Origin of the sequence: Streptosporangium sp. NPDC004379 (assembly GCF_042873875.1) — a bacterium.
In the GTDB taxonomy this organism is placed as follows: Bacteria; Actinomycetota; Actinomycetes; order Streptosporangiales; family Streptosporangiaceae; genus Streptosporangium.
This window is the reverse complement of sequence record NZ_JBIAMC010000009.1, coordinates 340,178-363,115: the sequence shown is the minus strand read 5'-3', so window position 1 is coordinate 363,115 and position 22,938 is coordinate 340,178. Positions and strand designations below refer to the sequence as shown.

General features: G+C 73.6%; 26 protein-coding genes. 14 read left to right on the top strand and 12 right to left on the bottom strand.

The genetic code is table 11. From position 1 onward, the window contains the following. Window positions 1-149: 149 nt before the first annotated feature. The gene (locus ACFYSC_RS21810) at window positions 150-617 is read left to right on the top strand and encodes a MarR family winged helix-turn-helix transcriptional regulator (protein ID WP_389964429.1); all 468 of its coding nucleotides are present in this window, start codon (window positions 150-152) and stop codon (window positions 615-617) included. 113 nt (window positions 618-730) lie between these two features. After that, window positions 731-1,717 (top strand): helix-turn-helix transcriptional regulator, encoded by a 987-nt coding sequence (locus ACFYSC_RS21805; RefSeq protein WP_362941861.1) that lies wholly within the window; start codon window positions 731-733, stop codon window positions 1,715-1,717. A 57-nt stretch (window positions 1,718-1,774) separates the two neighbouring features. Here the strand turns inward: ACFYSC_RS21805 and ACFYSC_RS21800 are convergent, their stop codons facing one another. Next, window positions 1,775-2,155, bottom strand: a complete 381-nt coding sequence (locus ACFYSC_RS21800; protein ID WP_362941858.1) for a helix-turn-helix domain-containing protein — start codon at window positions 2,153-2,155, stop codon at window positions 1,775-1,777. A 143-nt stretch (window positions 2,156-2,298) separates the two neighbouring features. On the opposite strand from ACFYSC_RS21800, the gene ACFYSC_RS21795 reads away from it, so the two are divergent. Further along, window positions 2,299-2,706 carry a RidA family protein gene (locus tag ACFYSC_RS21795; RefSeq protein ID WP_389964424.1) on the top strand — a complete coding sequence of 136 codons (408 nt, stop codon included), beginning with the start codon at window positions 2,299-2,301 and terminating at the stop codon, window positions 2,704-2,706. 551 nt (window positions 2,707-3,257) lie between these two features. Here the strand turns inward: ACFYSC_RS21795 and ACFYSC_RS21790 are convergent. Continuing rightward, entirely contained in the window at window positions 3,258-3,566 is a 309-nt protein-coding gene (locus ACFYSC_RS21790) for a hypothetical protein (protein ID WP_389964421.1), read from the bottom strand. A gap of 293 nt (window positions 3,567-3,859) precedes the next feature. On the opposite strand from ACFYSC_RS21790, the gene ACFYSC_RS21785 reads away from it, so the two are divergent. From ACFYSC_RS21785 to ACFYSC_RS21765, 5 genes are all read left to right on the top strand, one after another. Next, the gene (locus ACFYSC_RS21785; RefSeq protein ID WP_389964418.1) at window positions 3,860-5,026 is read left to right on the top strand and encodes an NAD-dependent epimerase/dehydratase family protein; all 1,167 of its coding nucleotides are present in this window, start codon (window positions 3,860-3,862) and stop codon (window positions 5,024-5,026) included. A 298-nt stretch (window positions 5,027-5,324) separates the two neighbouring features. Further along, entirely contained in the window at window positions 5,325-6,866 is a 1,542-nt protein-coding gene (locus ACFYSC_RS21780; protein WP_389964489.1) for an acyl-CoA carboxylase subunit beta, read from the top strand. 469 nt (window positions 6,867-7,335) lie between these two features. After that, complete coding sequence (locus ACFYSC_RS21775) at window positions 7,336-7,605, top strand: hypothetical protein (RefSeq protein ID WP_389964415.1); 270 nt, start codon at window positions 7,336-7,338, stop codon at window positions 7,603-7,605. Window positions 7,606-7,628: 23 nt separating this feature from the next. After that, window positions 7,629-8,390 carry a 4'-phosphopantetheinyl transferase superfamily protein gene (locus ACFYSC_RS21770; RefSeq protein WP_362941843.1) on the top strand — a complete coding sequence of 254 codons (762 nt, stop codon included), beginning with the start codon at window positions 7,629-7,631 and terminating at the stop codon, window positions 8,388-8,390. Window positions 8,391-8,536: 146 nt separating this feature from the next. Then, on the top strand, window positions 8,537-9,259 hold the full coding sequence (locus ACFYSC_RS21765) for an alpha/beta fold hydrolase (protein WP_389964411.1): 723 nt from the start codon (window positions 8,537-8,539) through the stop codon (window positions 9,257-9,259). Here ACFYSC_RS21765 and ACFYSC_RS21760 read toward each other — a convergent pair. Together ACFYSC_RS21760 and ACFYSC_RS21755 are read right to left on the bottom strand one after the other, a co-directional pair. Continuing rightward, on the bottom strand, window positions 9,256-10,182 hold the full coding sequence (locus tag ACFYSC_RS21760; RefSeq protein ID WP_389964408.1) for an RNA polymerase sigma-70 factor: 927 nt from the start codon (window positions 10,180-10,182) through the stop codon (window positions 9,256-9,258). The genes ACFYSC_RS21765 and ACFYSC_RS21760 overlap by 4 nt on opposite strands. Beyond that, entirely contained in the window at window positions 10,179-10,343 is a 165-nt protein-coding gene (locus ACFYSC_RS21755; RefSeq protein WP_389964405.1) for a hypothetical protein, read from the bottom strand. The genes ACFYSC_RS21760 and ACFYSC_RS21755 overlap by 4 nt, the downstream gene beginning before the upstream one ends. Before the next feature lie 234 nt (window positions 10,344-10,577). Here ACFYSC_RS21755 and ACFYSC_RS21750 point away from each other — a divergent pair, with 234 nt between their 5' ends. Continuing rightward, window positions 10,578-11,345 carry an SDR family oxidoreductase gene (locus tag ACFYSC_RS21750; RefSeq protein ID WP_389964401.1) on the top strand — a complete coding sequence of 256 codons (768 nt, stop codon included), beginning with the start codon at window positions 10,578-10,580 and terminating at the stop codon, window positions 11,343-11,345. 129 nt (window positions 11,346-11,474) lie between these two features. Then, entirely contained in the window at window positions 11,475-12,296 is an 822-nt protein-coding gene (locus ACFYSC_RS21745) for a class I SAM-dependent methyltransferase (RefSeq protein ID WP_389964398.1), read from the top strand. 78 nt (window positions 12,297-12,374) lie between these two features. Here ACFYSC_RS21745 and ACFYSC_RS21740 read toward each other — a convergent pair whose 3' ends face one another. The 4 genes from ACFYSC_RS21740 to ACFYSC_RS21725 form a co-directional block, all read right to left on the bottom strand. Further along, window positions 12,375-12,914 (bottom strand): hypothetical protein, encoded by a 540-nt coding sequence (locus ACFYSC_RS21740; RefSeq protein ID WP_389964395.1) that lies wholly within the window; start codon window positions 12,912-12,914, stop codon window positions 12,375-12,377. Continuing rightward, a complete protein-coding gene (locus tag ACFYSC_RS21735; RefSeq protein ID WP_389964392.1) occupies window positions 12,911-13,477 on the bottom strand; it encodes a hypothetical protein in 567 nt (188 codons plus the stop codon). The genes ACFYSC_RS21740 and ACFYSC_RS21735 overlap by 4 nt, the downstream gene beginning before the upstream one ends. 236 nt (window positions 13,478-13,713) lie before the next feature. Continuing rightward, window positions 13,714-14,472, bottom strand: a complete 759-nt coding sequence (locus ACFYSC_RS21730; RefSeq protein ID WP_389964389.1) for a YcnI family protein — start codon at window positions 14,470-14,472, stop codon at window positions 13,714-13,716. Window positions 14,473-14,582: 110 nt separating this feature from the next. Next, window positions 14,583-15,137 carry an MFS transporter gene (locus ACFYSC_RS21725; RefSeq protein ID WP_389964486.1) on the bottom strand — a complete coding sequence of 185 codons (555 nt, stop codon included), beginning with the start codon at window positions 15,135-15,137 and terminating at the stop codon, window positions 14,583-14,585. Window positions 15,138-15,240: 103 nt separating this feature from the next. On the opposite strand from ACFYSC_RS21725, the gene ACFYSC_RS21720 reads away from it, so the two are divergent. Beyond that, the gene (locus ACFYSC_RS21720) at window positions 15,241-15,708 is read left to right on the top strand and encodes a hypothetical protein (protein ID WP_389964386.1); all 468 of its coding nucleotides are present in this window, start codon (window positions 15,241-15,243) and stop codon (window positions 15,706-15,708) included. A gap of 55 nt (window positions 15,709-15,763) precedes the next feature. Here the strand turns inward: ACFYSC_RS21720 and ACFYSC_RS21715 are convergent, their stop codons facing one another. Genes ACFYSC_RS21715 through ACFYSC_RS21705 form a run of 3 tightly spaced genes read right to left on the bottom strand, consistent with a single transcriptional unit; the run spans window position 15,764 to window position 18,186 of the window. Further along, window positions 15,764-16,513 carry an ATP-binding cassette domain-containing protein gene (locus ACFYSC_RS21715; RefSeq protein ID WP_362941816.1) on the bottom strand — a complete coding sequence of 250 codons (750 nt, stop codon included), beginning with the start codon at window positions 16,511-16,513 and terminating at the stop codon, window positions 15,764-15,766. Between the two features lie 5 nt (window positions 16,514-16,518). Then, window positions 16,519-17,307 (bottom strand): ABC transporter permease, encoded by a 789-nt coding sequence (locus ACFYSC_RS21710; RefSeq protein WP_389964383.1) that lies wholly within the window; start codon window positions 17,305-17,307, stop codon window positions 16,519-16,521. A gap of 33 nt (window positions 17,308-17,340) precedes the next feature. Next, complete coding sequence (locus tag ACFYSC_RS21705; protein WP_389964380.1) at window positions 17,341-18,186, bottom strand: ABC transporter permease; 846 nt, start codon at window positions 18,184-18,186, stop codon at window positions 17,341-17,343. A 140-nt stretch (window positions 18,187-18,326) separates the two neighbouring features. Here ACFYSC_RS21705 and ACFYSC_RS21700 point away from each other — a divergent pair, with 140 nt between their 5' ends. From ACFYSC_RS21700 to ACFYSC_RS21690, 3 genes are all read left to right on the top strand, one after another. After that, window positions 18,327-19,493: an alpha/beta hydrolase fold domain-containing protein gene (locus tag ACFYSC_RS21700; protein ID WP_389964377.1), complete on the top strand. Its 1,167-nt coding sequence runs from the start codon at window positions 18,327-18,329 to the stop codon at window positions 19,491-19,493. A gap of 294 nt (window positions 19,494-19,787) precedes the next feature. Continuing rightward, window positions 19,788-21,572 carry a protein kinase gene (locus ACFYSC_RS21695; RefSeq protein WP_389964374.1) on the top strand — a complete coding sequence of 595 codons (1,785 nt, stop codon included), beginning with the start codon at window positions 19,788-19,790 and terminating at the stop codon, window positions 21,570-21,572. 93 nt (window positions 21,573-21,665) lie between these two features. Beyond that, window positions 21,666-22,481, top strand: a complete 816-nt coding sequence (locus ACFYSC_RS21690) for an ABC transporter ATP-binding protein (RefSeq protein ID WP_389964371.1) — start codon at window positions 21,666-21,668, stop codon at window positions 22,479-22,481. 80 nt (window positions 22,482-22,561) lie between these two features. On the opposite strand, the gene ACFYSC_RS21685 is transcribed toward ACFYSC_RS21690, so the two are convergent. Then, window positions 22,562-22,849 (bottom strand): HU family DNA-binding protein, encoded by a 288-nt coding sequence (locus ACFYSC_RS21685; RefSeq protein ID WP_362941799.1) that lies wholly within the window; start codon window positions 22,847-22,849, stop codon window positions 22,562-22,564. Between the last annotated feature and the right edge of the window lie 89 nt (window positions 22,850-22,938).

The window sequence follows — 22,938 nt, the reverse complement described above, 5'->3', positions numbered from 1 at the left end:
CGTACGACGGCTCCCGACGTGCGGGGGACACCGCCGGCGGACCCCGCCGATTGACGGGGGAGCCGGCGGTCGGTGAACCTGTCGGTCGGTGAGCCTGACGGTCCGCGACCGCCACCGGGGGCGGACGCGGTGAGCCGGGAGGGGACGCGGTGACGAAGGACGGCGTGAGAGGCTCGGCCCCCGCCACGGAGATGCTCGCCGGGACGACCGGCTGGCTGCTGCACGAGACGGCCCGGCGGATCGTCGCCGAGACGGAGGAGGCGCTGCGGGGCGAGGGCCTGCGCTGGCGCGACTACGGCGTGCTCTGCCTGCTGCAGGCTGCGGGCCCGCTGTCCCAGCAGGAGCTCGGCCGCCGCCTCGGGGTGGACCGCTCGACCATGGTCCACCTCATCGACGCCCTGGAGGAGAGGGGGCTGGCCGAGCGGACGCGCGACCCCGCCGACCGCCGCGCCTACGCCGTACGGCTGACCGGCGCGGGCCACGCCCTGCTCGCGGAGGTGCTCGGCCCGGTGACCGAGACGGTCCACGACCGGCTCCTCGGCGGTCTCGCGGCCGAGGACCGGGCGCACCTCGACCGCGTTCTTGCTCACCTGGCCTTCCAGGGGGTCATCGGCTAGATATGCCGATTTACTGATTATCTCTTTGTTGTTAGATTGTAGGCGGGCGCACCTGTATGGCGGGGCAGTCTGCCCGCTTTTGGGGACGGGTGCGCATGGCCGGGAGGTGAGCCGTGGACGTGTCCGTCATCGGCATCTCGCCGGAGGCGGTGGAGATCTATCGATACTTCCTCCGGCACCGGGGGGAGGGCGTCGACTCCGTTCCCGAGGCGCTGGGCCTCGATCCGGATCTCGTGGAGTCCACCGTCGAGACACTCGGCCGGCTGGGCCTGCTCGACCTGCACGACCGGCACCGGGTCGTGGCCACCGAGCCGCGGATCGGCATCGAGCGGCTGGTGGAGAAACGACTCAACGAACTCAACGCCGAGGTCCTGCGCGTCCTCGCGGCGCGCGACGCCATCTCGGTCTTCATGGAGGACAAGCAGGAGGGGGAGCGCGCCGCGACGGCGCTCGACATCGAACGGGTCGAGGGCGCCGACCGGGTCCGCCAGCGGCTCGACGACCTCGCCTTCTTCTCCTACAAGGAGACGCTCTGCCTGCATCCCGGCGGGCCGTTCAGCCGGGTGATGATCGAGTCGGCGCTGCCGCTGGACACCCGCTCGCTGCGCCGCGGCCTGTCGATCAAAGGGGTGTACCACCCCGCGGCGCTCGAGGACGCCTTCATGCTCTCCTACCTCCGCGAGCTGGTCAGCCTCGGCGGTGAGGTGCGCATCACCGAGCAGCCCATGGACCGCATGCTGATCTACGACCGGAGCGTGGCGGTCGTGCCGATCGATCCCAAGGAGAGTGCCAGGGGCGCCCTGCTGGTCAGGGAGCCGGGCCTGGTGTCCCAGCTCGTGATCTACTTCGAGGGGATGTGGAAGTCCGCCGTCGACCTGCGCGAGTTCATCGAGCCCTCCACCGATCAGCCGTTGCTCTCCGAGATGGAGCAGCGGGTGCTGGAGGTGATGGCCACGGCCGACAAGGACGAGATCGCCGCCCGCGAGCTGGACATCTCCGTGCGGACCTACCGCCGCTACGTCGCCGACCTCATGGCCCGCCTCGGCGCGGTCAACCGCTTCCAGGCCGCGCTGCGCGCCAAGGAGGAGAACTGGATCTGACCGGCGGGACGCTCTGATCTCCCGAGGGGCCCGGACGTCTCGGGTGTCCTGAGCGGCTCAGGCGTCGAAGCGGCGGCGGGACTCCTCGATGTGGCCGAGGTACCGGTGGGTCCAGTCGCACATCTGGTTGGTCATCTCCCACAGGACCCGGCCCGGCTCGGTGAGGGTGTACTCGACCCGCGGCGGCACGGTCGGGTGGACGTCCCGCTCGACCAGGCCGTTGCGCTCCAGCATGCGCAGGTTCTGGGTGAGCATCTTGTGGCTGATCCCCTCGACGCCGTCCCGCAGCTCGCTGAAGCGCAGGGTGCGTTCCCCCAGGGCCTCGATGATCAGCAGCGCCCACTTGTTGGCGACGTCCGAGAAGATCTCGCGTGCCAGAGAGTCGGCGCGTGTCAGGTCCGCGTCCGCGGGCGAGCCCTCGAACTGCTTGGTCACCATGAGGTTCCCCAGTCACCGAAAAGTGCGTTCTTCCATGTCAGCGCACACTCTCCTACAGTTCCCCAGTAACCGCAAGAGACCACGAGCGTCGTGGTCCGACGCAGGCGAGAGCCCATGGCTCTCATGACGAGGAGACGAGTGGCATGGCCATCACCATGGTGAACCCCGGCGGACTGCCGGAAATCGATGTCTACCGGCAGGTGTCGATCGCGTCGGGGTCGAAGCTGGTCTTCGTCGCCGGGCAGGTCGCCTGGGACGCCGACGGGGTCACGGTCGGCGAGGGCGACCTGGCCGCCCAGGTCGAACAGTGCTACCTCAACGTCGGCACCGCCCTGTCCGGGGCCGGCGGTTCCTTCGACGACGTCGCGAAGCTGACCGTCTACGTCGTCGGCTGGACCCCCGACAAGATGCCCCTGCTCCTGGAGGGGATCACCCGGGCGTCCGCGAGGCTGGGGGTCACCCCGGTGCCGCCGGCCACGCTACTGGGCGTCGCGGCCCTGGACGTGCCCGCCCATCTGGTCGAAGTCGAGGCCACCGCGGTCATCGACTGACCGCGACGACGCGGGCGGGCGTCCCCCCACGGGGTCCGTCCCGTCGGCCGGCGGGGGCGCCGGGCGGGCTCCGGGCAGCGGGAACCACCGTGGGCGGAGACCCCGGCGGGGAGTCGTGAGGCGGGGGAGGACCACGGCGCGAGGCCCATGCGATCAGAGCCCGTGCGATCGGGGCGCGTGTGAGCGGGGTCCGCCCGAGCGTGGTCCGCGTGATCGGGGCGCGCGTGGGTGTGATGCGTGTGATCGGGGCGCGCGTGAGCGGGTCCGCCGCTCCGCGCGAGGTTTTCCGGGGAGGCCGTACCGGCGGGGTCGACACACCGCTCGATGGCCTCGGGGCACTCTGCCCGCCGCCCTGGCTCTCTTCGGTCCTTTCCGGACCTTTCTCGTCTCTCCTCGCGGTTTCCGCTCCTCCCGTACGGTGGGCCCAGCCCCTCTCCCGTACGGTCCGCGTCCCGCCTTGCCGTGCGCCGGCTTTCCCTCATCCCGGTTCTCCGCGTTCCGCCTCACCCCGCCTTCGGCGCGGCGCGGCGTGCCGCCGGGGGCGCCGCCGGTCAGCCCCAGGTGTTGCCGGGGCCACCCTGCGGGGCGGAGCCCCAGGTGTTGCCGGGGCCCTCCGCCAGGACGCCCCAGGTGTTGCCGTCGCCCCGCGAAGCCGAACCCCAGGTGTTGCCGTCGCCCTGCGCGGCCGATCCCCAGGTGTTGCCGTCGGCCAGCACCGTCGCGTGCCGCCCGCCGGACTGCCCGGCCACCGCCTCGGGAGCGCCGGCCGCGAAGGTCAGCACCAGCGCGCCGGAGGCGACCGCGACGGCGCCCCTGACGACGCTCCTGTAGTTCACCGGGAAGGCGCTCAGGTTCCTCATATCACTGCCTCTTTCTCGTTCTTCGCTTTCTCGGCGGGTCGTCCCCGCACAATCAACTCTGCGTTCCCGCGAGGACCCGGACCAGGCTTGGCGAAGGCAGCAAGTTGCATGACGGTTACCACTTCCTGCCAGCCCCCTGCCCAGGAAGAAGGGCCTTGCGACGGCAAACGGCCACGCGTTTCCCGAAAAGGCCCGGACGGCCTCTGAACTGCGCGTTCGGCGGCAAGCACGACAGGAGATGACACCGGAAGGCCCGCCGCCTTTGACTGGTGGGGATTGGGAGAGGTGAACCGATGCTCGTAACTGTCACCGGCGGCACCGGATTCGTCGGCGCCCACTCGATCGCGGCGATGGTGAGCGCGGGCCACCGGGTCCGCATGCTGGTCCGCGACCCCTCGAAGGTGGAGCGCGCCCTGACGCCCCTGCTCGTCGATCCGGCGGCTGTGGACGTGGTGGCGGGCGACGTGACCGATGAGAGGAGCGTGGCCGGGGCCGTTCGCGGAGCCGACGCGGTGCTGCACGCGGCGTCGGTCTATTCCTTCGACAGCAGGCTGCGGGCGCGGATGCGCCAGGTCAACGAACGCGGCACCGAGGTCGTCCTCGGCGCCGCGCGGCGCGTCGCCGGCGGGCCGGTCATCCACGTCTCCACCGTCGTGGCCCTGGCCCCTGACCCCTCACGTGACCCGTCGTCCCCGGCGCGGGCCGGGACGATCGACGAGTGGTCACCCGTCGCCCGCCCACGCGAGACCTACGCGGCGACCAAGGCCGCGGCCGAACTGGTGGCCCGCCGCCACCAGGCCGAGGGCGCCCCCGTGGTGATCACCTACCCGCCCGCCCTGCTCGGGCCGCACGACCCCAACCTGGGCGACCAGACGGCCAGGCTGCGCGACGCCCTGCGCGGGCTGATGCCGCTGTGGCCGGCCGGTGGTTTCCCGCTGGGCGACGTGCGGGACACCGCGGCGCTGCACGCCCGGCTGCTGACCTCGCCGGGGGCCGCGCCGGGAATCACGCCGGGAGCCGCGCCCGCCGTGGGCACCGCGTCCACCCCGGACGCCGCGCCCGCCGCGCCCGCCGCGCCCGCCGCGCCGGGCGGTCCGGGGGCGGTCCGCTGCTTCGGGCCCGGCCGGTACGTGACGACCCGGGAGTACGTCCGGGTGCTGCGCGAGGTCACCGGCCGCGCGCTGCCGGCCGCCTTCCCGCCCGCGGCGGCGATGATCCCGGTCGGCCTGCTCGCCGACCTGGTACAGCGGGTGTGGCCGTGGCACATCCCGGCCGAGTACGGCGCCATCCACACCTGCGCCCACGCCGGACGCCCCGCCGGAACCGCCGGCACGGGCGGGATCACTCCGCGCCCCCTGGCCGAGACCGTCGGGGACACGGTGCGGTGGCTGTGCGAGAGCGGGCACCTGTCCGCCGGGCGCGCCGGCCTCGCCCGCCGGGCGCCCGCGCCCGTGAGGTGACACTCCACGTGGCCGCGGGCGGCCCGGGTCACCCGGAACACCGGCGCGTGCAACACCTGAGGGAGGATCTCCATTGAGCATCTCGGAACTCGACGCCGTATCCATACCGGCGCCGGCGCCCGCCAGGGAGGACCTCGCCGTCCGCCCCGTGGCGCCCCCCGGGGATCGGCCCGCCGCTCCCACCGGGGATCGGCCCGCCGCTCCCGCCGGCGGCCGTGACGCGCCGCCGGCCGTACCGCCCGCGTCACCCGCGCCGGCCGTACCGCCCGCGCCGGCCGCCCGCCCCGCGTCCCGCTCCATGCGCGCGCTGCGCGAGGAGCACGGCCGGCTGCGGGACGGCATCACCGCCGGGAACGGCGAGGCGGTCGCCCGCCAGCACAAACTCGGCAAGCGCACGGCCCGCGAGCGGCTGGACCTGCTGCTCGACGAGGGGTCGTTCGTCGAGGTGGACATGTACCGGCGGCACCGGGCGCACGGCCTCAGAATGGAGCGGCAGCGCCCGTACACCGACGGCGTGGTCGCCGGATCGGGCACGATCCACGGTCGCCGCGTGTTCGTCTACGCCCAGGACTTCACCGTCTTCGGCGGCTCGCTCGGCGAGGCGCACGCGCTGAAGATCCAGAAGGTGATGGACCTGGCGATCGCCACCGGCTCACCGTTCATCGGGCTGAACGACAGCGGCGGCGCCCGGATCCAGGAGGGGGTGATGTCGCTCAACGGCTACGGCGGCATCTTCCAGCGCAACGTCCAGGCGTCCGGGGTCATCCCGCAGATCAGCGTCGTGCTCGGGCCCTGCGCGGGCGGCGCGGCCTACTCCACGGCGCTGGCCGACTTCACCTTCATGGCCGGGGAGAACGCCCAGCTCTACCTGACGGGCCCCGACGTCGTGGAGGTGGTGACCGGCCAGCGGGTCACCCACGCCCAGCTCGGCGGCGCGCAGGTGCACGGCACCCGCTCGGGGGTGGCGACGTTCGTGCACGACGACGAGGAGAGCTGCCTGGCCGAGGTGCGCTACCTCGTCTCGATGCTGCCGGGCAACAACCAGGAACCGCCGCCCCGGTACCCGTCCCGCGGCGCGACCGACGATCCGCGGCCCCGGCTGGCGGAGATCGTGCCCGTCGAGCCGAACAAGCCCTACGACATGCGCCTGGTCATCGCCGAGCTGGTGGACGACGGGGATTTCCTGGAGGTGCACCAGGGCTGGGCGCCCAACGTGATCTGCGCGCTCGCCAGGATCGACGGCGAGGTGGTCGGCCTGGTCGGCAACCAGCCCATGGTGCTCGCCGGCGTGCTGGACGTCGACGCGTCGCAGAAGGCCGCCCGCTTCGTGCGTTTCTGCGATGCCTTCGGCATCCCGCTGGTGACCCTGGTGGACGTGCCCGGCTTCCTGCCCGGAACCGACCAGGAGTACGCCGGGGTCATCCGGCACGGTGCCAAGCTGCTGTACGCCTACTGCGAGGCCACCGTGCCCCGCGTCCAGGTCATCGTGCGCAAGGCGTACGGCGGGGCCTACATCGTGATGGACTCCCGCTCCATCGGCACCGACCTGTCGCTGGCGTGGCCGACCAACGAGATCGCCGTGATGGGCGCCGAGGGCGCGGTGAACGTCATCTACCGCAAGGACCTCGCCGCGGCGGCCGACCCCGCCGCGCTGCGCGGGGAACTGCTCGGCCGGTACGTCGAGGAGCTCGTCCATCCCTACTACGCCGCCGAGCGGGGGCTGGTCGACGACGTGATCGACCCCGTCGAGACCCGGTCGGCGGTCGCCCGCGGGCTGGCGATGCTGCGTGACAAGCGCAGGCCCGGGGCCCGGCGCAAGCACGGGAACGTGCCTCTCTGACGCCCGCCGCGCCCGTCCGAGGAGCCGCGTCCCGAACACCGGGGCGCGGCTCCTTCGCGTTTCCGGCCTGATCCCCGCCCCTCGCGACCTCCCCGCACGGAACCCGTACGCCCCGCCGCGCCGTCCCGCTGCGCCATGCCGTACGGCCTCGCGGTGCCATCCCGTACGGCTCCGCGGTGCCGTCCCGTACGGCTCCGGCGCGTCCGCCGGCCGATGACAGGATGCGGCTACCCACCTGCAACTTGCTGCCTCCTCGAAGCCTGGTCCCGGCCCCTCCCGCGCCGCAGAGTTGAGGGTGTGAGAACGAATCACCGACCACGCCGGACGGCAGGGAGGTCGAAGGGCCGATGACCCGGCCGGCATCCGGTGAATTCGGGGAGCTCGCTGGGCCGTTCACCCGGACGGCCGTGAAACGTCGAGGAACCGGCCTTTTCCGATCGGCCGGTAAACGGGAGAAGGACCGTGGCTCATGCTGGTTCAGTTGACGATGCGCCATATCGACGGGCGACCGATACCGAATTCTCCGGTAGACGGCATCCGGATTCTGGCGCTTCTTCCGGAGAAATGGCACAAGGACCTCAGGCAGGCCACCGGTGACATCGTCATCCGGATACGCGCCGAGGAGGAGGCCACGAGCGCGCAGATCCGCGCGGAGGTGACCCGGATCCTCACCCGGCCGGAGGTCAGCCACCTGGAACTGGTGACCTGCTGCGCCCTGTCCGCCGGTCACCGCGAGTAGACGCTGCGACAAGGAGAAGATCGATGATCACTTCTGTTCTGTCGGCGGGCGAGTGCCACGTGTGGTGGGCCGATCCGCGGCAGGGGACGATCGAGGGTCTGACCGGGGTGCTCGGCCCCGCCGAGCGGGAGCGGGCGGCGCGGTTCCGGCGCGAGCCGGACCTGCGCCGCTTCCTCACCGGGGCCTGGCTGCTGCGGGTCACGGCCGGCGCCCAGCTCGGCCTTCGCCCCGAGGACGTGGTGGTCGACCGGTCGTGCTCGGACTGCGCGAGGAACCACGGCAAACCGCGGATCGACACCGGCGGGCCCCCGCTGCACGTCTCGATCTCCCACTCGGGCGACCGGGTCGGGGTCGCGCTGACGGCCGAGGGACCGCTGGGCGTGGACGTGGAGGCGGTGCCGACGACCTCGGTCGACGAGCTCGCGCGGTGCGCGCTGACGCCGGCCGAGCGCAGGACGCTGGAGGCGCTTCCCGGCGACGAGCGGTACGAGGCGTTCGCCCGGACGTGGGTGCGCAAGGAGGCGGCCCTGAAGGCCACCGGGCACGGGCTGCGGATCTCCCCGGACCGGGTCGAGGTCAGCGGCCCGGACGAACGGCCCGCGCTGCGGAGCTGGCCGCTGGACGTCCCCGTGGACGCGGTGCGGCTCCTGCCGCTCGACCCCGGATACGGCTACGTCGGGGTGGTCGCGATCCTCACCGGGAACCCCGCCGTGCGGGTCGTGGAATCCGACGCCGCCATCCTCGACCGGGCCTCCCTCGTCCGGGCATCCGGCAGGGCCGCCTGACGAGAGCTTGACGGGGCCCGGCACCGGGTTGCTGAATGGCGATGGGCGTCGCCGTCGCCGGACCTTTCGACAATGACGATGTCCCACCGCCGGAACGCGCCTCCCACGGGGCGCGGGCCGGCCGGAAGCAGGGGAAACGGACTCCTATGAAGAACTTCGTTCTCATCCCCGGCCCGTGGATGGGCGCCTGGGCCTGGGAGCCGGTGGCGCGGCGTCTGCGCGGCCACGGCCACCGGGTCCACGCGGTCACGCTGCCGGGCCTGACCACCGCCGAAGCCGACGTCGCCGACGTCGGCCTGGAGACGCACGTGGGCCACGTCCTGGCGACCATGGAGAAGAAGGACCTGCGCGACGTCATCGTCGTGGGGCACAGCTACTCGGGCATCGTGGCCGGCCTGGTGGCCGACCAGGCCCGGGACCGGGTGGCGCACACGGTGTTCGTCGAGGCGTTCCTGCCCCACGACGGCAAGTCGATGCTGCACGCCTTCCCCGAGCGGCTGCGCGCCGAGGAACTGCGGCTCATCGACGCCAACAACGGCCGCTGGCCGGCCCCCGACGCCTCGGTCGTGGCCGACGGCCAGGGGCTCTCCCGCCGCCAGGCCGGCTGGCTCACCAGGCGCTTCGTCGGGCACCCCGGGCGCACCGTCGCCGAGTCCGCCGTGCTGACGCGCCCGCTGGAGCAGCAGCGGGCCACCTACGTGATGTGCTCGATGGAGCACTTCGGCGGCCGGGTGTCCGCCGACGTCTCGGCCATGCGCACCGCGCCGGGCTGGGACTTCCGCACCCTCGACACGGGCCACTGGCCCATGGTCTCGGCCCCCGGCCGCCTCGCGGCCCTCCTCGACCAGGTCGCCGCCCGCCACACCTAGGCCCCGTCGGGACGGCGGGCCCGGCCGGCCTCTCGGACGACCGCCCAGGCGTCCGCCACCGGGCCCAGGTGCCGCAGCTTGTCAGGGTTGAGCACCGCGCGGATCGTCTGGATCCGCCCGTCGAGGATGTCGAACGCCAGGGTGTTGACGACCCTGCCGTCCCGGTCGCGGAAGATCGCACCCGGCTGGCCGTTCACCTCGTGCGGCTCCGCGGCGCCGCCGATCCGGTCGAACGGCCCGGCGATCGCGGCCAGCACCCGGGCCACGTTCCCGGCGCCGAATACGCCATCGCCCCACAGCGGGGCCTTGCCACCGCTGTCGGCGACCATCGACACGTCGGCGGCGAGCAGCCCGCGCAGTCCGTCGACGTCGCCTTCCCGGAAGGCGTCGAAGAAACGCCGGGCGAGCTCCTCCCGTTCCCGGCGGCCGGCCTCGAACCGGGCGCGCCCGGTGCTCATGTGGCGGCGCGCCCGCACCGCCAGCTGGCGGCACGCCGCCTCCGAACGCCCCACCGCCGAGGCGACCTCGCCGAAGCCGAACCCGAACACCTCCCGCAGCACGAAGACCGCCCGCTCCAGCGGGCTGAGCCGCTCCAGCAGCAGCAGGGCCGCCATCGACAGCGAGTCGGCCAGCTCCGCCGAGCGCTCCGGGTCCTCGTACGGGTCGGCCAGCAGCGGCTCGGGGAACCACTGCCCGACGTACTCCTCCCGCCGCACGCGTGCCGAGCGCAGCACGTCGATCGCGACCCGGGACACCGTGGCGGACAGGAACGCCTTGGCCGACACGGGCTCGGCCGGGGACGTCTCGTAGCGCAGCCAGGTCTCCTGGACCGCGTCCTCGGCCTCGCTCACACTGCCCAGGATCCGGTAGGCGATCGAGAACAGCAGCGGCCGCAGTTCCTGGAACTCCTCGATCCGGCTCACGCCGGCTCCTCCTCGAACCCCTCGGCGCGCGGCCGGCCGGTGACGGCGAACCGGTGATCGGGACGCCTGACGTCCGGTTCCCCGGAGACGGTGGTCATCCGGTGCGCGATCACCTCCGGCCGTCCCGGCACCCCGGCCCCGCCCGCCACGAACACCCTCATGATCCTCACCTTTCCGGTCCGAGCGTCCATCTCCACCGACTGAGACAAGACAGCCCGCCCGTCTCTGACACGGGAGGCGGGCCGGCCGGGAGGAGACCGTCCACGGTCGCCGACCGGCGTCGTGCGCTCACCCGGAGTCATGAGCCGGCGGGCGGTGGCCCGGCCATGTCACAGAACGGCCGGCTGTCTCGTCTCGGGTGACGGAAACGAACCCTCTCAAGGAGGAGATCGCTCGTGAACGAGCACACCGCGCACCGGCAGGTCGCGTTGATCACCGGCGCGAACAAGGGGATCGGCCGGGCGACTGCCGAGCGGCTCGCCGAGCTGGGCGTGACGGTCCTGATCGGGGCCAGGGACCCGCGGCGCGGCGAGGAGGCCGCCGTGGCGGTGCGCGCGGCGGGCGGTGACGCGCACGCGGTCACCCTGGACGTCACCGACCAGGCCGGTGTCCGGGAGGCCGCGAGGTGGATCGAGGAGCGCTTCGGCCACCTCGACGTGCTGGTCAACAACGCCGGAATCAGCGGCTCCGGGCAGGTCTCGCCGCAGGACGCCCGCGACCAGGTCCCCAGCTCCGTCGACCTGGACATGGTCCGGGCGGTGTTCGAGACCAACGTCTTCGGGGTGATCACGGTGACCAACGCCATGCTGCCGCTGCTGCGGCGGTCACCGGCGCCGCGCGTCGTCAACGTCAGCAGCGCCGCCGGGTCGCTGACCGTCAACGGCATCCCGGACGGCCCGCTGTCGGGGCTGCCGGAGTCGGCCGCGTACTCGCCGTCGAAGACCGCGCTGAACGCGCTGACCGTGCAGTACGCCAACGAGCTGCGCAAGGACGGGATCCTCGTCAACGCCGCCGACCCCGGCTTCGTCGACACCGACATCAACGACCACACCGGGTACCTCACCACCGCGCAGGGCGCCGCGGCCGTGGTGCGCCTGGCGACGCTCGGCGCGGACGGGCCGACCGGCGGGTTCTTCGGCGCCGACGGACCGGTGCCCTGGTGACGATCGGCTGACGGCGTGACGGCCGGTTGACGGCGCGGTGCCCCGCCGGCGGCCGGTCGGCACCCCAAGGGCACAGGAAGATCACGAAACGCCCGAGCCCGGACGGTCCGGCGTGCCAGGATCGCCCGTATGACTTCCGTTTCCGAGAGTCCCGACGAGCAGACGGACACCCCGGCCGCTCCGGCCGCCGCGACGCCGTCGTGGATCCGCCCCGTTCCCGAGGAGTCCATCGGACCCGCGGAGCGGGCCGCGCTCAACGACTACGATCCCATCGCCGAGGGGTACTCGGCCGAGAACGAGACGAACCTCCTCAACGCCCACTACGAGCGGCCCGCCATGCTGGACCTGGCCGGTGACGTGGCCGGCCGGCGGATCCTCGACGCCGGCTGCGGCTCCGGCCCGCTGTCGGCGGCGCTGCGCGACCGGGGCGCCGCCGTGACCGGCTTCGACGCCAGCGCCAAGATGCTGGAGCTGGCCCGGCGGCGGCTCGGCGACGACGCGGACCTGCACCTGGCCGACCTGAGCGACCCGCTGCCGTTCCCCGACGCCTCGTTCGACGACGTCGTCGCGTCCCTGGTCCTGCACTATCTGGAGGACTGGACGGCGCCGCTGGCCGAACTGCGGCGCGTGCTGAAACCCGGCGGCCGGCTGATCGTGTCGGTCAACCACCCCTTCGCCGACTACCTGTCGGCCGGCCCCGGCACCAACTACTTCGAGACCCGCCAGACCTTCGACGAGTGGACCCTCGGCGGGAACACCGCCCTGCTGGGCTTCTGGAGCCGGCCGCTGCACGCGATGACCGACGCCTTCACCGCGGCCGGCTTCCGGATCGGTGTCATCAGCGAGCCGCCGCCCGCGCCGGCCGCCCGCGAACTGTTCCCCGACCTCTTCGCGACCAGGCCCACGGGGGTCTTCATGTGTTTCCTGTTCTTCGTCCTCGAGGCCGCCTGACGCCGCATCGGGCCACGTCCGCCCCGGTGTGCGAACCGGTGCGGGGGCCGGGCCGGCGGCGGGCCCCCGCACCGGTTCTCAACGGACCGGCTCCGCCGTCCGCGGCTCCGGGTGTTCCACCCCGCCGGGTGCGCCGGGCTCCCCGGACGCATCAGGCGCGTCGGGCGCCGCGCGGCCGGTGAGCGCCCGGCGCAGCGGCCCGCCGTACAGGTACACCGGGAGGGCGACCCCGATCAGGAGCAGCACCCCGGTGAAGACCCACTCCATCGAGCCGCCGGGGCCGTACACCTGCCGGGGACGGCCGACGTCCACGGCCGGGGTCTCCTGACCGGCCCGCAGCGACTCGCGTGAGCTCCCGTACATCGCGACCCCGGTCTTGCTGACCCCGCCGTCGGAGGAGCGGAAGTCGCCCATCCAGGTGCAGGACTCGTGCCCGGGGTGCTGGATGCACTCGAGCTGCCGCGCGGTGAACCGGCCGCCGATCCCGTCGGCCCGTGCGGCGCGGACGACCGGGCCGATGTTCGGCACGGCCAGGTAGAGCAGGAAGAGCGCGATGAGCGTCAGGACCGTGTTGAAGAACGGGGAGCGCCTCCTCGCCGGTCCGCCGCGCCGCCTCACCACTGGGGTGCGACCGCGCAGGTGCACCGCATCAGCGAGCGCTCCGAGGCGCGGGGACGCCGGTGGAGGACCATCGCGACCACCATGGGGATGAACACGAGGGTGTTGTAGAACAGGTGCAGCTCCACCCGCGGCACCAGGAGCTGGATGATGCTGGTCACGGTGGGGCGTCCCAGCAGGTGGTAGCCGCTGATGGCCTGGCTGAGCAGCAGCAGGTGCTCGAAGTGGTGCCAGACCTGGATGCCGAGTGAGATGTTCCACCAGGTGCGCGACCTGCCGGTGAAGCCGTGCCGCAGCAGGACCAGGCCGATCAGCATGAGCAGCGCGTAGCCGTAGTGCATCCACTCGGAGGTGACCAGCCAGGGGAACGGCAGGCCCAGGACGCCGCGCGCCTCCGAGAGCGGCCAGCCGAGGACGTAGATCTGGATGGCCTGGGCGATGTGCTCGGCCCAGTGGCCGAGGACGATCAGCATGTAGACGTTGAGCGCCGTCCTGTGGTGCCGGGTGTTGAGTGCGGAGATCCATCCGCCTGAGGGACGTGCCGAGACTGCCTCGGTTGCCATGCGCGAACCTCGCTTCGGGGGTCATGACCGTGTGCCGTCACGCGGACCGCGATCCCGGACATCCCGTGTTCCACATCCCGGTGGCGGGAACCGCGGGCCGCAGGGTCGATTTTTCCGTCCGCTCCCCAGGAGTGTTTATCGGCTCGTGCTGACTTTCCAGTCCCTCGAACGGTGCGGGCCGCGCGCCGGTTCCCCGGTGCGCGGCCCGCCGGCCCTCATGGCGTCCTCGGGCGCTCTCAGGCGTTGCGGCCGCGGCGCAGGCCCAGCACGCCGGCCACGGCGCCGACGAGCCCGAGGACCAGACCGGCGACGCCCAGCGCGCGGGCGGTGCCGTCGGAGGAGTCCACGCCGGGGGCCGCGACCACGGTGGCCGACGGCGTGGCCGGGGAGGCGGCCGGAGCGGCCGGGGCCGCCGAGGGGCTCGCCGTACCGGCGCCGTGGCCGTCGGAGCCGGCGGCGGCCGGGGTGAGCCGGAGCACCGGAGCCGGGTGCTCCGGCTCGGAGCCGTCGGCCTTGGGCTCGTCGGCCCACTTGACGACCTCGCCGCCGTCGTAGGTCTGGGTCGTCGGGAAGAGGAGGCGGTCGGTGTCCTCGGGCAGCGCGCCCATGGACACCTCGAACTCCTGGAACTGGCCCGGCTCGATCCGACCTCCCGACCAGACGACCTTGGTGACGGCCTCGGTGATCTCTCCGTACTCGGTGGTGACCGGCTTGGGCAGCTTGCCCTCGGTCACCTTGACCTTCCAGCCGGGCACCGGCTTGACCGAGACGAACGGCAGCGGGTGGTCGAGCGGGAAGGAGACCTCGACCTTGCTCGTCGAGTCCTTGTCGCGCTCGTTGGGGACCCGGAAGGCGACCTTGGTGAAGCCGCCCTGCTCGGCGGTGCCGGGGTTGATGCTCACGTGCGCGAGCGCGGGTACGGCCAGGCCGAGGGTGAGGGCGGTGGCGCCGGCGGTCACGGCGGCCAGGCGGCGGAACGTTGCGGGGAAGGACATGGGATTCTCCACTTCGGGGTTCAGGATGTCCGGAGAAGACGCGGAACCCATGACAGGGCCACGGCACGCGTGGGACCGCGGCGTGTGGAGCGGGTTCCGCGGTGAGAGGGTCAGACGGCGGGAAGTGGAGGACCGCGCCGGCTGACGGTGTGCCGCAGGACGCCCCACGCCGGGAGGGGCGGGACGGAGGGGGCGGCCGCCCGCGGGGGAGCGGGCGGTGTGGCGGGGGAGGGGAGCAGCCGGAGTGCCGCGCCGAGGCGCCGGCCCGCGGCGCGCAGCAGCGTCCACAGGGCGGCCTCGCCGCGGGCCAGCCACCAGCCGGTGAGCAGCGTGGCGGTCAGGTGTGCGACGAGCATGCCCAGGCCCTCGCCCAGCCCCCGGCCGTGGGAGTGCGTGACCAGGGAGATCCCCGAGGGGTCGCCGAAGGCGAACAGCTCGTGCAGGACGAGCTGCGCGGCCGCCAGGCCGGCGCTGATCACCGTGCCGGAGCGTTCGCGCCCGGCGAGCGTCGCCGTCGCCGCCGCGACGGCCGCCCAGGCGGCGGCCATCGCCTGCGGCTCGGGCCCGGCTCCGCCCGCGGCCCGGTGGCCGGCGACGGCCAGGGCCACGCAGACGGCCGAGAAGGCCGCCGCGCGGGCGAGGCGCAGGGGGAGGCGGGCGCGCATGGTGACCACATGTTCTCATGAATGATCCACGCCTGCCTTTTCCAGTCTTTTGCCGCTATGGTTGCCGCGAGCACCGCAGACAGTTCGTAGCTAGGCGAGGTCAATGCGGCATTTTTCCGGTTTTCTGGTCGGGCTGCTTCTCACCGCCGCACTGTTGGGCGGGGCCGGCTGGGCCGTACAGGAGGGTCTGTCGGCGGCGGCCGCCTTCACGCTCGGCGGCCCGAGATCCTGGACCGCGCTGGGCGCCATGGCGGGCGTCGGTCTCCTGCTCGGGCTGGTGGCCTCCGGCCGGGTCTCCCCGATGGCCGCCTTCGTCCCGTCGATCGTGCTGCTCGCCTGGACCGTGGTCTACTCCCTCGATCCCGCCCGCGCCACCGACCTGATCCCGCACGACCCCTCCATGCCCGCCGCGCTCCTGGAGGCCGGCCGGGGCATGGGCGTGCTGCTGTCCGCCGGCGTCTACGCCCTCGTGGGCGTCGCCCTCTTCATGCCCGTCCTGATGCCCTCCCGCTGGGCGCCCCGGGTCCGCGACGAGGACTACGACGAGCCCGACGACGGCTACCACCGCTGACACCGGGCGGCGCCGGATCCCCGGGCGCCGGTCCCCGGACCGGGCCCGACGGGGCTCAGCCGCCGTAGAGGCGGGCCACCACGTCCTCGATGGAGTCCTCCGGGGGAGCGGTGGCGCGCAGGTCGCCGAGCGTGCCGTCGAAGGACAGCCGCCCGTGGTCGATCAGCATCACCCGGCGGCACAGCTTCTCGACGTCCCCGAGGTCGTGGGTGGTGAGCAGGACCGTGGTGCCGTGCTCGGCGTTGAGGCGGTGCAGGAAGCCGCGGATGGCCGCCTTGCTCACCACGTCGAGGCCGATCGTGGGCTCGTCGAGCACCAGCAGGACGGGGTCGTGCAGGAGCGCGGCGGTCAGGTCGCCGCGCATGCGCTGGCCGAGGCTGAGCTGACGGACCGGGGTGGCAAGGAAGGGCGCCAGGTCGAGCACGGCGGTCAGCTCGTCCAGCCGCCGCCGGAAATCAACACGATCTACTTTGTAAAGGTGCCGGACCAGTTCGAAGCTGTCCCGCAACGGCAGGTCCCACCACAGCGTGGTCCGCTGACCGAAGACCACCCCGATCCGGCGGGCCAGGGCCGTACGGCGGCGCGTCGGATCGAGCCCGGCCACCCGCAGCCGCCCCGCGCTGGGCGCGAGGATGCCGGTGAGCATCTTGATCGTCGTGGACTTGCCCGCGCCGTTGGGGCCGAGGCAGCCGACGAACTCCCCGGCCCCGACGGTGAACGACAGGTCCCGTACGGCGTGCACGGTCCTACGGGACCGGCCGCGGCCCACGGTGAACGAGCGGCCGAGCCGTTCGGCTTCGATCACGCGGATCAACTCCCTGTCGAGCGGTAGCGGCGGACGCCGGTCCGCCAGGCGAGGGCGGCCGCGGCGGCGAGGAGCAGTGCCGCGAGCGGAGCGGCGAAGCGGAGCCAGTACGGCAGGCCGAGGGGGTCGGGCCGGTCGAGCACGAACAGGGCGGGCTGCCAGTTGACGAACGCCAGCGGCAGGACGTAGGTGACGCCCCGGACGAGTTCGCCGCCGTAGACGCTCAGCGGGTACTGGACGAGGGTGCCGCCGCCGTAGGTGAAGGCGTTGGCGACCTCGGGGGCGTCGGTCAGCAGGAACTGCAGCGCGCCGCCGAGGGTGAAGACGGAGGCGAAGATCACGGTTCCGCAGACGATCATCAGCGGGATCATCCATGCCCGGCCCGCCTCCAGGTGGAGCCGGGACAGGGCGAGGCCGAGCACGACGGAGGCCTGGGTCACCCGGCCGAGGCGGTGCACGCCGAAGTGGTCCGCGGCCATCTGGACGAACGCGCTCGCCGGGCGGATGAGCATGACGTCGAAGGTGCCGGCCCGGATGTGCCGGCTGAGCCGGTCGACGTTGCCGAACAGCAGGTCGGCCAGGGCGAAGGAGACGCCGGCGGTGCCGTACAGGAACATGACCTCGGCGAGGCCGAATCCGGCGAGCGTCCCGGTGTGGCGGAAGATGACCCAGATCGCGGCGACGTCCAGCGCGGTGAGGACGAACGAGCCGATGATCATCATGGTCAGCGGCGCGGGGTACTGCGCGGAGGCGCGCAGCCACGTCCAGGCCAGCAGGAGGTAGGTCCTGGTCACCGGGGGCCTCCCCGCGGTCCCGCGGCGGCGCGGTCAGCCACCCTGGACCACCACCTTGCGGCGGGCGGCGCGGGTGGCGAGGGCGCCCAGGGCCAGCAGCGCGACGGCCCACGCGGCCTGGAACGCCAGGGCGGACAGGGCGTCGCCTTTGCCGAGGTAGACGTCGGCGGGCACCTGGGCCATCGCCGCCCAGGGCAGGGACCGGGCCACGTCGCCGAGCAGGCCGGGGAAGAGGTTGAGCGGGAGCGTCATGCCGCTGAAGAAGGTCGTCAGCACCATCGACAGCGTCTGCGTGCCGCGATCGTCGACGATCCAGCAGGCCGACAGGGCCACCAGGTACCGCCAGCCGAAGCTGACGACGACGCCGAGGGTGAGGCTGACCGCGAAGAGGCCCCAGGTCGCCGGGGAGGCGGGCACGACCAGGCCGAACAGCGCCGCCCCGGCGAGGGTCGGCGGGAGGCTGCGCAGCAGGAGCAGGTAGGCGGCACGGCCCAGGTCGTCGGCGAGGTTCCACAGCTGCAGCGAGGCGGGGCGCAGCAGGTCGATCGCGATGTCGCCGCTCTGCACGCGTTCGGAGAGCTGGAGGCCGCCGCCGAGGAACTGCATGGGGCCGATGAACGCCTGGGTGAGGAAGCAGAAGGTGACGGCGTCGGCGACGTCGTATCCGCCGAGTCCGGGCCTGGCCTGCCACAGGGCGATGAGGACGTAGGCGCGCAGGACGCCGAAGACGGTGTTGGTGAAGGCCCCGGCGAGGGCGGCGGCGCGGTAGGCGGAGTGGCGGCGGAAGCCGTAGCCGGCGACGCGTGCGTAGAGCAGGAAGGCTGCCTCCCGGGGTCGTCGGGACCACCCGATTTTCCCCGCCGTTCCCGTGCCCGGCAACGGGATTTACGGTGGCGGGGCGGGGGAGCGGGCGCCCGGTGGGGGAGTGGGGGGTTTCGCGGCGGGGAATCCTGTTTCCAGGAGGTCCGCGTGCACGGCCTTTCGGCAGGTCCGCGCTCGTGGTCCTGCGGGAGGTCCGCATGCATGACGAGATCGACGTGGACGTCTGTCCCGGTTACCCGGTGAGCTGGCAGGCCGCGGCTCTCAACGCGATGCTGCGCGGGACCTTCAAGCCGCTCGCCGGTCTGCTGCTGCGTTCCGGCGCGGGGGTGGCCGCGGGCTCCCAGCTCGCCGCCCTCGCGGCGCGGGTGCCGGTGCGCCTGCCCTCCCATGTGCGGGTGAGCCGGGACGGCACCGGGGTGTGCCGGGGGGAGTGGGTCCGGGCGGGGGAGGACCTCGACGAGGGCGGGGTGCTGCTCTACTTCCACGGCGGGGGGTATTTCGCCTGTTCTCCGGCGACGCATCGGGCGATCACCTGGCGGCTGTCGGCGGTCGCCCGGCGTCCGGTGCTGGCCGTGGACTACCGGCAGGGGCCGGTCCACCGGCCCGCCGAGTCGTTGCAGGACGCGGTCGCGGCGTACGGGTGCCTGCTGGAGCGGGGCTACGATCCGGCGAGGATCCTGTTCGCCGGGGACTCGGCGGGCGGTCACCTGACCCTCACGGCGTTGCTGGCGTTGCGCGACCGGGGGCTGCCGCTGCCGTCGGCGGCGGTGTGCCTGTCGCCGTGGGCGGACCTGACGGACGTGCCGCGCCGGGTGAACCGGCTGGTCGATCCGCTGATCCCGGCCGGCAGGGTGGACTGGCTGGCCCGTCGCTGGACGGCGGGCCTGGATGTGCGCGATCCCCTGGTGTCCCCGGTGTTCGGCGACTACCGGGGGCTGCCGCCGTTGATGATCGTGACCGGTTCCACCGAGGTCCTCCGCGACGACGGGCGCCGGGTGGCCGAGCGGGCGCGGGCCGGGGGGGTGCCGGTGACCTATGAGGAGTGGCGGCGGATGCCGCACGTGTTCGCGATCCTGGCCGACGTCCTGCCGGAGGCGCGCCAGGTCTTCCGGCACATCGACCGGTTCCTCACGGCGGCCCCGGGGGTGTCCGCCGGGTCCGGTCCCGCGGTGGCGCCGGATCTCTCGGCGCCGGACCTGTCGGGTGGTTCCGGGCTGGTGGCGGCCGGGGGAGCGGTACGGCCGGGCGTCGCGGCGGCGGAGGATCTCGCGCGGCCGGGTGCGGTGACGGCGAAGGATCTCGCGCGGCCCGGTGTCGTGACGTCCCGGGACCTGCCGGCGCCGTCCGGTTCGGCCGCCGCCTGACCCGCGGCGGTTCCGGTCATTCCGGCCGTGTGGCCGGAGGTCGCCGCCCGGCCCCCCGCAGCGCTTTTCGCGCCTGTGCCCGGCCGTACCGGTTCCCGGACCCGCCGCGGGCCGTGCCGGCCGGTCGCGGTGTCATGTCGTGCACCATCCGCGTCCCGCGTACCACGGGTTACTTACCTTGAGGGATCAGTCGCCTTACCTGCCATATCGCTTGTGTCCGGTCGGGCGCGAAGCGCCACGGGTTACGGCCACAGTGTGTTCTGCCGTATCGCGGACACGGGAGGCTCGACCAGGATGGTGCGTGGCGGAACCGGACCCATCGACGGCCTGCCGCCCGGTGTGCGGCCGCTGACCGTGGGGGACCCGGTCATCATCGGCCGTTATCTGCTGCTCGGCCGTCTCGGCGTGGGCGGGATGGGCGTCGTCTATCTCGCCGAGCATCCCCAGGGCGGTGTGGTGGCGCTCAAGACGCCGCATCCGCTGCATCTGCACGATCCCACGTTGCGGGCCCGGTTCGCCGAGGAGGTGGCGTTCTCCCGGCGCGTGGTGCCCTTCTGCACCGCGGCCGTGGTCGAGGACGGCGCCGACCGCGACCGGCCGTTCCTGGTGTGCGAGTACATCCCCGGGCCCGCGTTGTCCCAGGTGGTCTCCGCCGGCGGCCCGCTCACGCCCGACCTCGCCTACGGCGTCGCCCTGGGGGTGGCCGCGGCGCTGGTCGCGGTGCACGAGGCGGGGCTGGTGCACCGCGACCTCAAGCCCGGCAACGTGCTGCTGTCGCCCTCCGGGCCCCGGGTGATCGACTTCGGCATCGCCACGGACGTGGACGCCCCCGGCGCGCACACCCAGGCCGGGCAGGTCATGGGCAGTCCCGGCTGGGTCGCCCCGGAGCGGCTCACCGGGGGGCCCGCGCGGCCCGCCTCCGACGTCTTCGCCTGGGGCTGCGTGATCGCCTACGCGGCCACCGGGTACCACCCCTTCGGCACGGGTGAGCTCGACGTGCTGACCCGGCGCGTCATGGTCGAGCCGCCGCGCGTCTCCTCGGTGCCCATGCTGCTGCGCCCGGCGGTCGAGGCGTGCCTGGTCAAGGATCCGGCGCATCGTCCCCGGGCCGCCGACCTGCTCGTGGCGCTGCTGGCGGCGGGCGGCGTGCCCGCGCCGGCGGATCCGCGTGAGGCGGTCGCCGCGGTGCTGGGGGACATCTGGACGTCGGTGCCGTATCCCCCGGTCGCGCCGCAGGTGCCGGGTCCGGGCCGCTCCGGGGCGTCGCGGGCCGCGTTCTTCGGGGAGGGGGTTCCGCCGGGCGCCGTGCCGTACCCGTACGCGCCGGTGCCGTATCCGTCGGCGGGCGTGCCGTACCCGGCCGTGGAGGAGCCGGCCGTGGAGGGGGGACGGTCCGCGCCCGGCGGCCCCTCGCGGGAACGTTCCCGGGGACGGGGCGCCAGGCGGGCGGCGCCGGGCAGGGGCGGGGGCTTCTCGCAGGCGGGGTTCGCCGCGCTGGCCACGGTGTCGATGGCGGCGCTGACCGTGGCCGCCGCGGCGCGGGCCGGTGACGGCGGGACCGGCGGGGCCGGCGGCTCCGGCGTCCCCGAGCGCGTCCCGGTGGTGGTCCCGGCCGAGGGGGCGACGACGACGCCCGCGTCGCACCGGCCCCGCCCCGCGGAGGGAGGGCCGCGGCAGGCGCCGCCGATCACGCCGACGGCGATCACGGTCACCGCCACCCGCACGGTGCCGGTTCCCACCTCCCGTACTTCTCCGGACGTGTCGGCCGAGCCGTCCCCGAGCCGTCCCCGCGACACGGCCGGCCCGCCCGGCGGCGGTGACGGGCCGCAGACCTGTGCGGACCTCCCGGGGAACGGCGACGGCCGGGGCAACGGGCGTGGCGGCGGCCGGGGCCGGGGTGCGAACCGCGGCTGTCCCGAGGCGACGGGCGCGCCCACCCCCCGTCCCAGGCCCTCCTTCACCCAGATCCCGCAGACCGGCGACGGTGAGAGCCAGGCGCCGTCGCAGGCGCCGTCGGCCACGGAGGACGCGTCCCCGCCCCCGCCGGGCGCGACCCCGTCGTTCCAGATCGGCGACTGAGGGGCGGCGGCCCCGCCCCGCCCGGCCGGAGGCGGGGACCGCCGGGTCGGCTAGGGTGATCATCGTCGGACGTGCGGAACCGGACGGAGAGCGATGAGCGGGTTCGGGCCCGGGGCGGTGGAGCTGAGCGGCGTCGAGGTGCGGGTGGTGGGGCGGACCCTCCTGTCCGGCGTCGACTGGCGGGTGGAGTACGGCCAGCACTGGGTGGTGCTGGGGCCCAACGGGGCGGGCAAGACCACGCTGCTGTCGCTGGCGGCCGCCGTGCGGCACCCCAGCCGCGGTTCGGTCACCGTGCTCGGCCAGCGCCTGGGCCGGGTCGACCTGCGGGAGCTGCGGCGCCGGATCGGGCTGGTGGCGGCGAGCCAGCGGCTCGTCGACGAGGGGCTGCTGGAGGACGAGGGCGCGACCGCGCACACCGTCGTGCTGACCGGTCACACCGGCAGCAGCGCCCCGCTGTGGGACCGCTACGGCCCGGCCGAGCACGAGCGGGCCCATCGGCTGCTGGCCGACCTGGGGTGCAAGGACCTCGCCGAGCGGCCGTTCGGCGTCTGCTCCCAGGGGGAGCGGGCCAGGATCAGGGTCGCCAGGGCGCTCATGGCCGAGCCGGTGATCCTGCTGCTGGACGAGCCGTTCGCCGGGCTCGACCTGCCCGCCCGCGAGGACCTGATCGCCGCCGTGGAGAACCTGGCGGCGTCCCGTCCCGCGCTGACCACGGTCACCGTGACCCACCATCTGGAGGAGGTCCCGGCCACCACCACCCACGCCCTGCTGATGCGCGACGCCCGTGTCCAGGCGGCCGGCCCGGCGGGGGAGGTCCTGACGGGGGAGAACCTGTCGGAGTGCTTCGGCAGGCCGTTGCGGATCGACGCCCTGGACGGGCGCTGGTACGCCCGCGCCGTGCGGAGCTGACCCCGCGCCCCCGCCGGTTCCCGGGTCCGCCGGGTGCCCGCGCCCGGCCGTGGTTCCGCCGGGACGCGGTCGCGGCGCGGTCAGTCTCTCTTGCGCTGGCGGATGAGGCCCATGAAACCCGGGCTGGGCTTGAACTTGGCGGTCCAGGTCTCCGCGATCTCCAGGGGTTCGCCGGTCTGCGGGTTGCGCCCGGTGCGTGCCGGCTTGTGGACGATCTCGAAGGATCCGAAGCCGGGGATGGCCACCTTCTCCTCGGCGGCCACGCTCGTCTGGATCACGCTGAGGATGGCGTCCAGGGCGGCGGCGGTCTGCCGCCTGCTGAGCCCCGCCTCGGCCGCGGCCTTGTCGATCAGCTCGCGCTTGTTCATGGGGGATAGCTAACGCCATCACCGGCCGCGGCGTCGAGCCGGGCTCCCCGTACGGCCGCGGCGTGCCGGGGGTCCGTCGCGTGCCGAGG

What these genes read in the sequence shown, in the direction of transcription:
- ACFYSC_RS21745 (WP_389964398.1), top strand. Translation starts at nt 11,475, where the DNA reads ATGACTTCCGTTTCCGAGAGTCCCGACGAGCAGACGGACACCCCGGCC.
- ACFYSC_RS21735 (WP_389964392.1), bottom strand. Translation starts at nt 13,477, where the DNA reads ATGGCAACCGAGGCAGTCTCGGCACGTCCCTCAGGCGGATGGATCTCC.
- ACFYSC_RS21700 (WP_389964377.1), top strand. Translation starts at nt 18,327, where the DNA reads ATGCATGACGAGATCGACGTGGACGTCTGTCCCGGTTACCCGGTGAGC.
- ACFYSC_RS21770 (WP_362941843.1), top strand. Translation starts at nt 7,629, where the DNA reads ATGATCACTTCTGTTCTGTCGGCGGGCGAGTGCCACGTGTGGTGGGCC.
- ACFYSC_RS21755 (WP_389964405.1), bottom strand. Translation starts at nt 10,343, where the DNA reads ATGAGGGTGTTCGTGGCGGGCGGGGCCGGGGTGCCGGGACGGCCGGAG.
- ACFYSC_RS21695 (WP_389964374.1), top strand. Translation starts at nt 19,788, where the DNA reads ATGGTGCGTGGCGGAACCGGACCCATCGACGGCCTGCCGCCCGGTGTG.
- ACFYSC_RS21725 (WP_389964486.1), bottom strand. Translation starts at nt 15,137, where the DNA reads ATGCGCGCCCGCCTCCCCCTGCGCCTCGCCCGCGCGGCGGCCTTCTCG.
- ACFYSC_RS21785 (WP_389964418.1), top strand. Translation starts at nt 3,860, where the DNA reads ATGCTCGTAACTGTCACCGGCGGCACCGGATTCGTCGGCGCCCACTCG.
- ACFYSC_RS21765 (WP_389964411.1), top strand. Translation starts at nt 8,537, where the DNA reads ATGAAGAACTTCGTTCTCATCCCCGGCCCGTGGATGGGCGCCTGGGCC.
- ACFYSC_RS21790 (WP_389964421.1), bottom strand. Translation starts at nt 3,566, where the DNA reads ATGAGGAACCTGAGCGCCTTCCCGGTGAACTACAGGAGCGTCGTCAGG.
- ACFYSC_RS21775 (WP_389964415.1), top strand. Translation starts at nt 7,336, where the DNA reads ATGCTGGTTCAGTTGACGATGCGCCATATCGACGGGCGACCGATACCG.
- ACFYSC_RS21690 (WP_389964371.1), top strand. Translation starts at nt 21,666, where the DNA reads ATGAGCGGGTTCGGGCCCGGGGCGGTGGAGCTGAGCGGCGTCGAGGTG.
- ACFYSC_RS21730 (WP_389964389.1), bottom strand. Translation starts at nt 14,472, where the DNA reads ATGTCCTTCCCCGCAACGTTCCGCCGCCTGGCCGCCGTGACCGCCGGC.
- ACFYSC_RS21720 (WP_389964386.1), top strand. Translation starts at nt 15,241, where the DNA reads ATGCGGCATTTTTCCGGTTTTCTGGTCGGGCTGCTTCTCACCGCCGCA.
- ACFYSC_RS21780 (WP_389964489.1), top strand. Translation starts at nt 5,325, where the DNA reads ATGCGCGCGCTGCGCGAGGAGCACGGCCGGCTGCGGGACGGCATCACC.
- ACFYSC_RS21800 (WP_362941858.1), bottom strand. Translation starts at nt 2,155, where the DNA reads ATGGTGACCAAGCAGTTCGAGGGCTCGCCCGCGGACGCGGACCTGACA.
- ACFYSC_RS21795 (WP_389964424.1), top strand. Translation starts at nt 2,299, where the DNA reads ATGGCCATCACCATGGTGAACCCCGGCGGACTGCCGGAAATCGATGTC.
- ACFYSC_RS21685 (WP_362941799.1), bottom strand. Translation starts at nt 22,849, where the DNA reads ATGAACAAGCGCGAGCTGATCGACAAGGCCGCGGCCGAGGCGGGGCTC.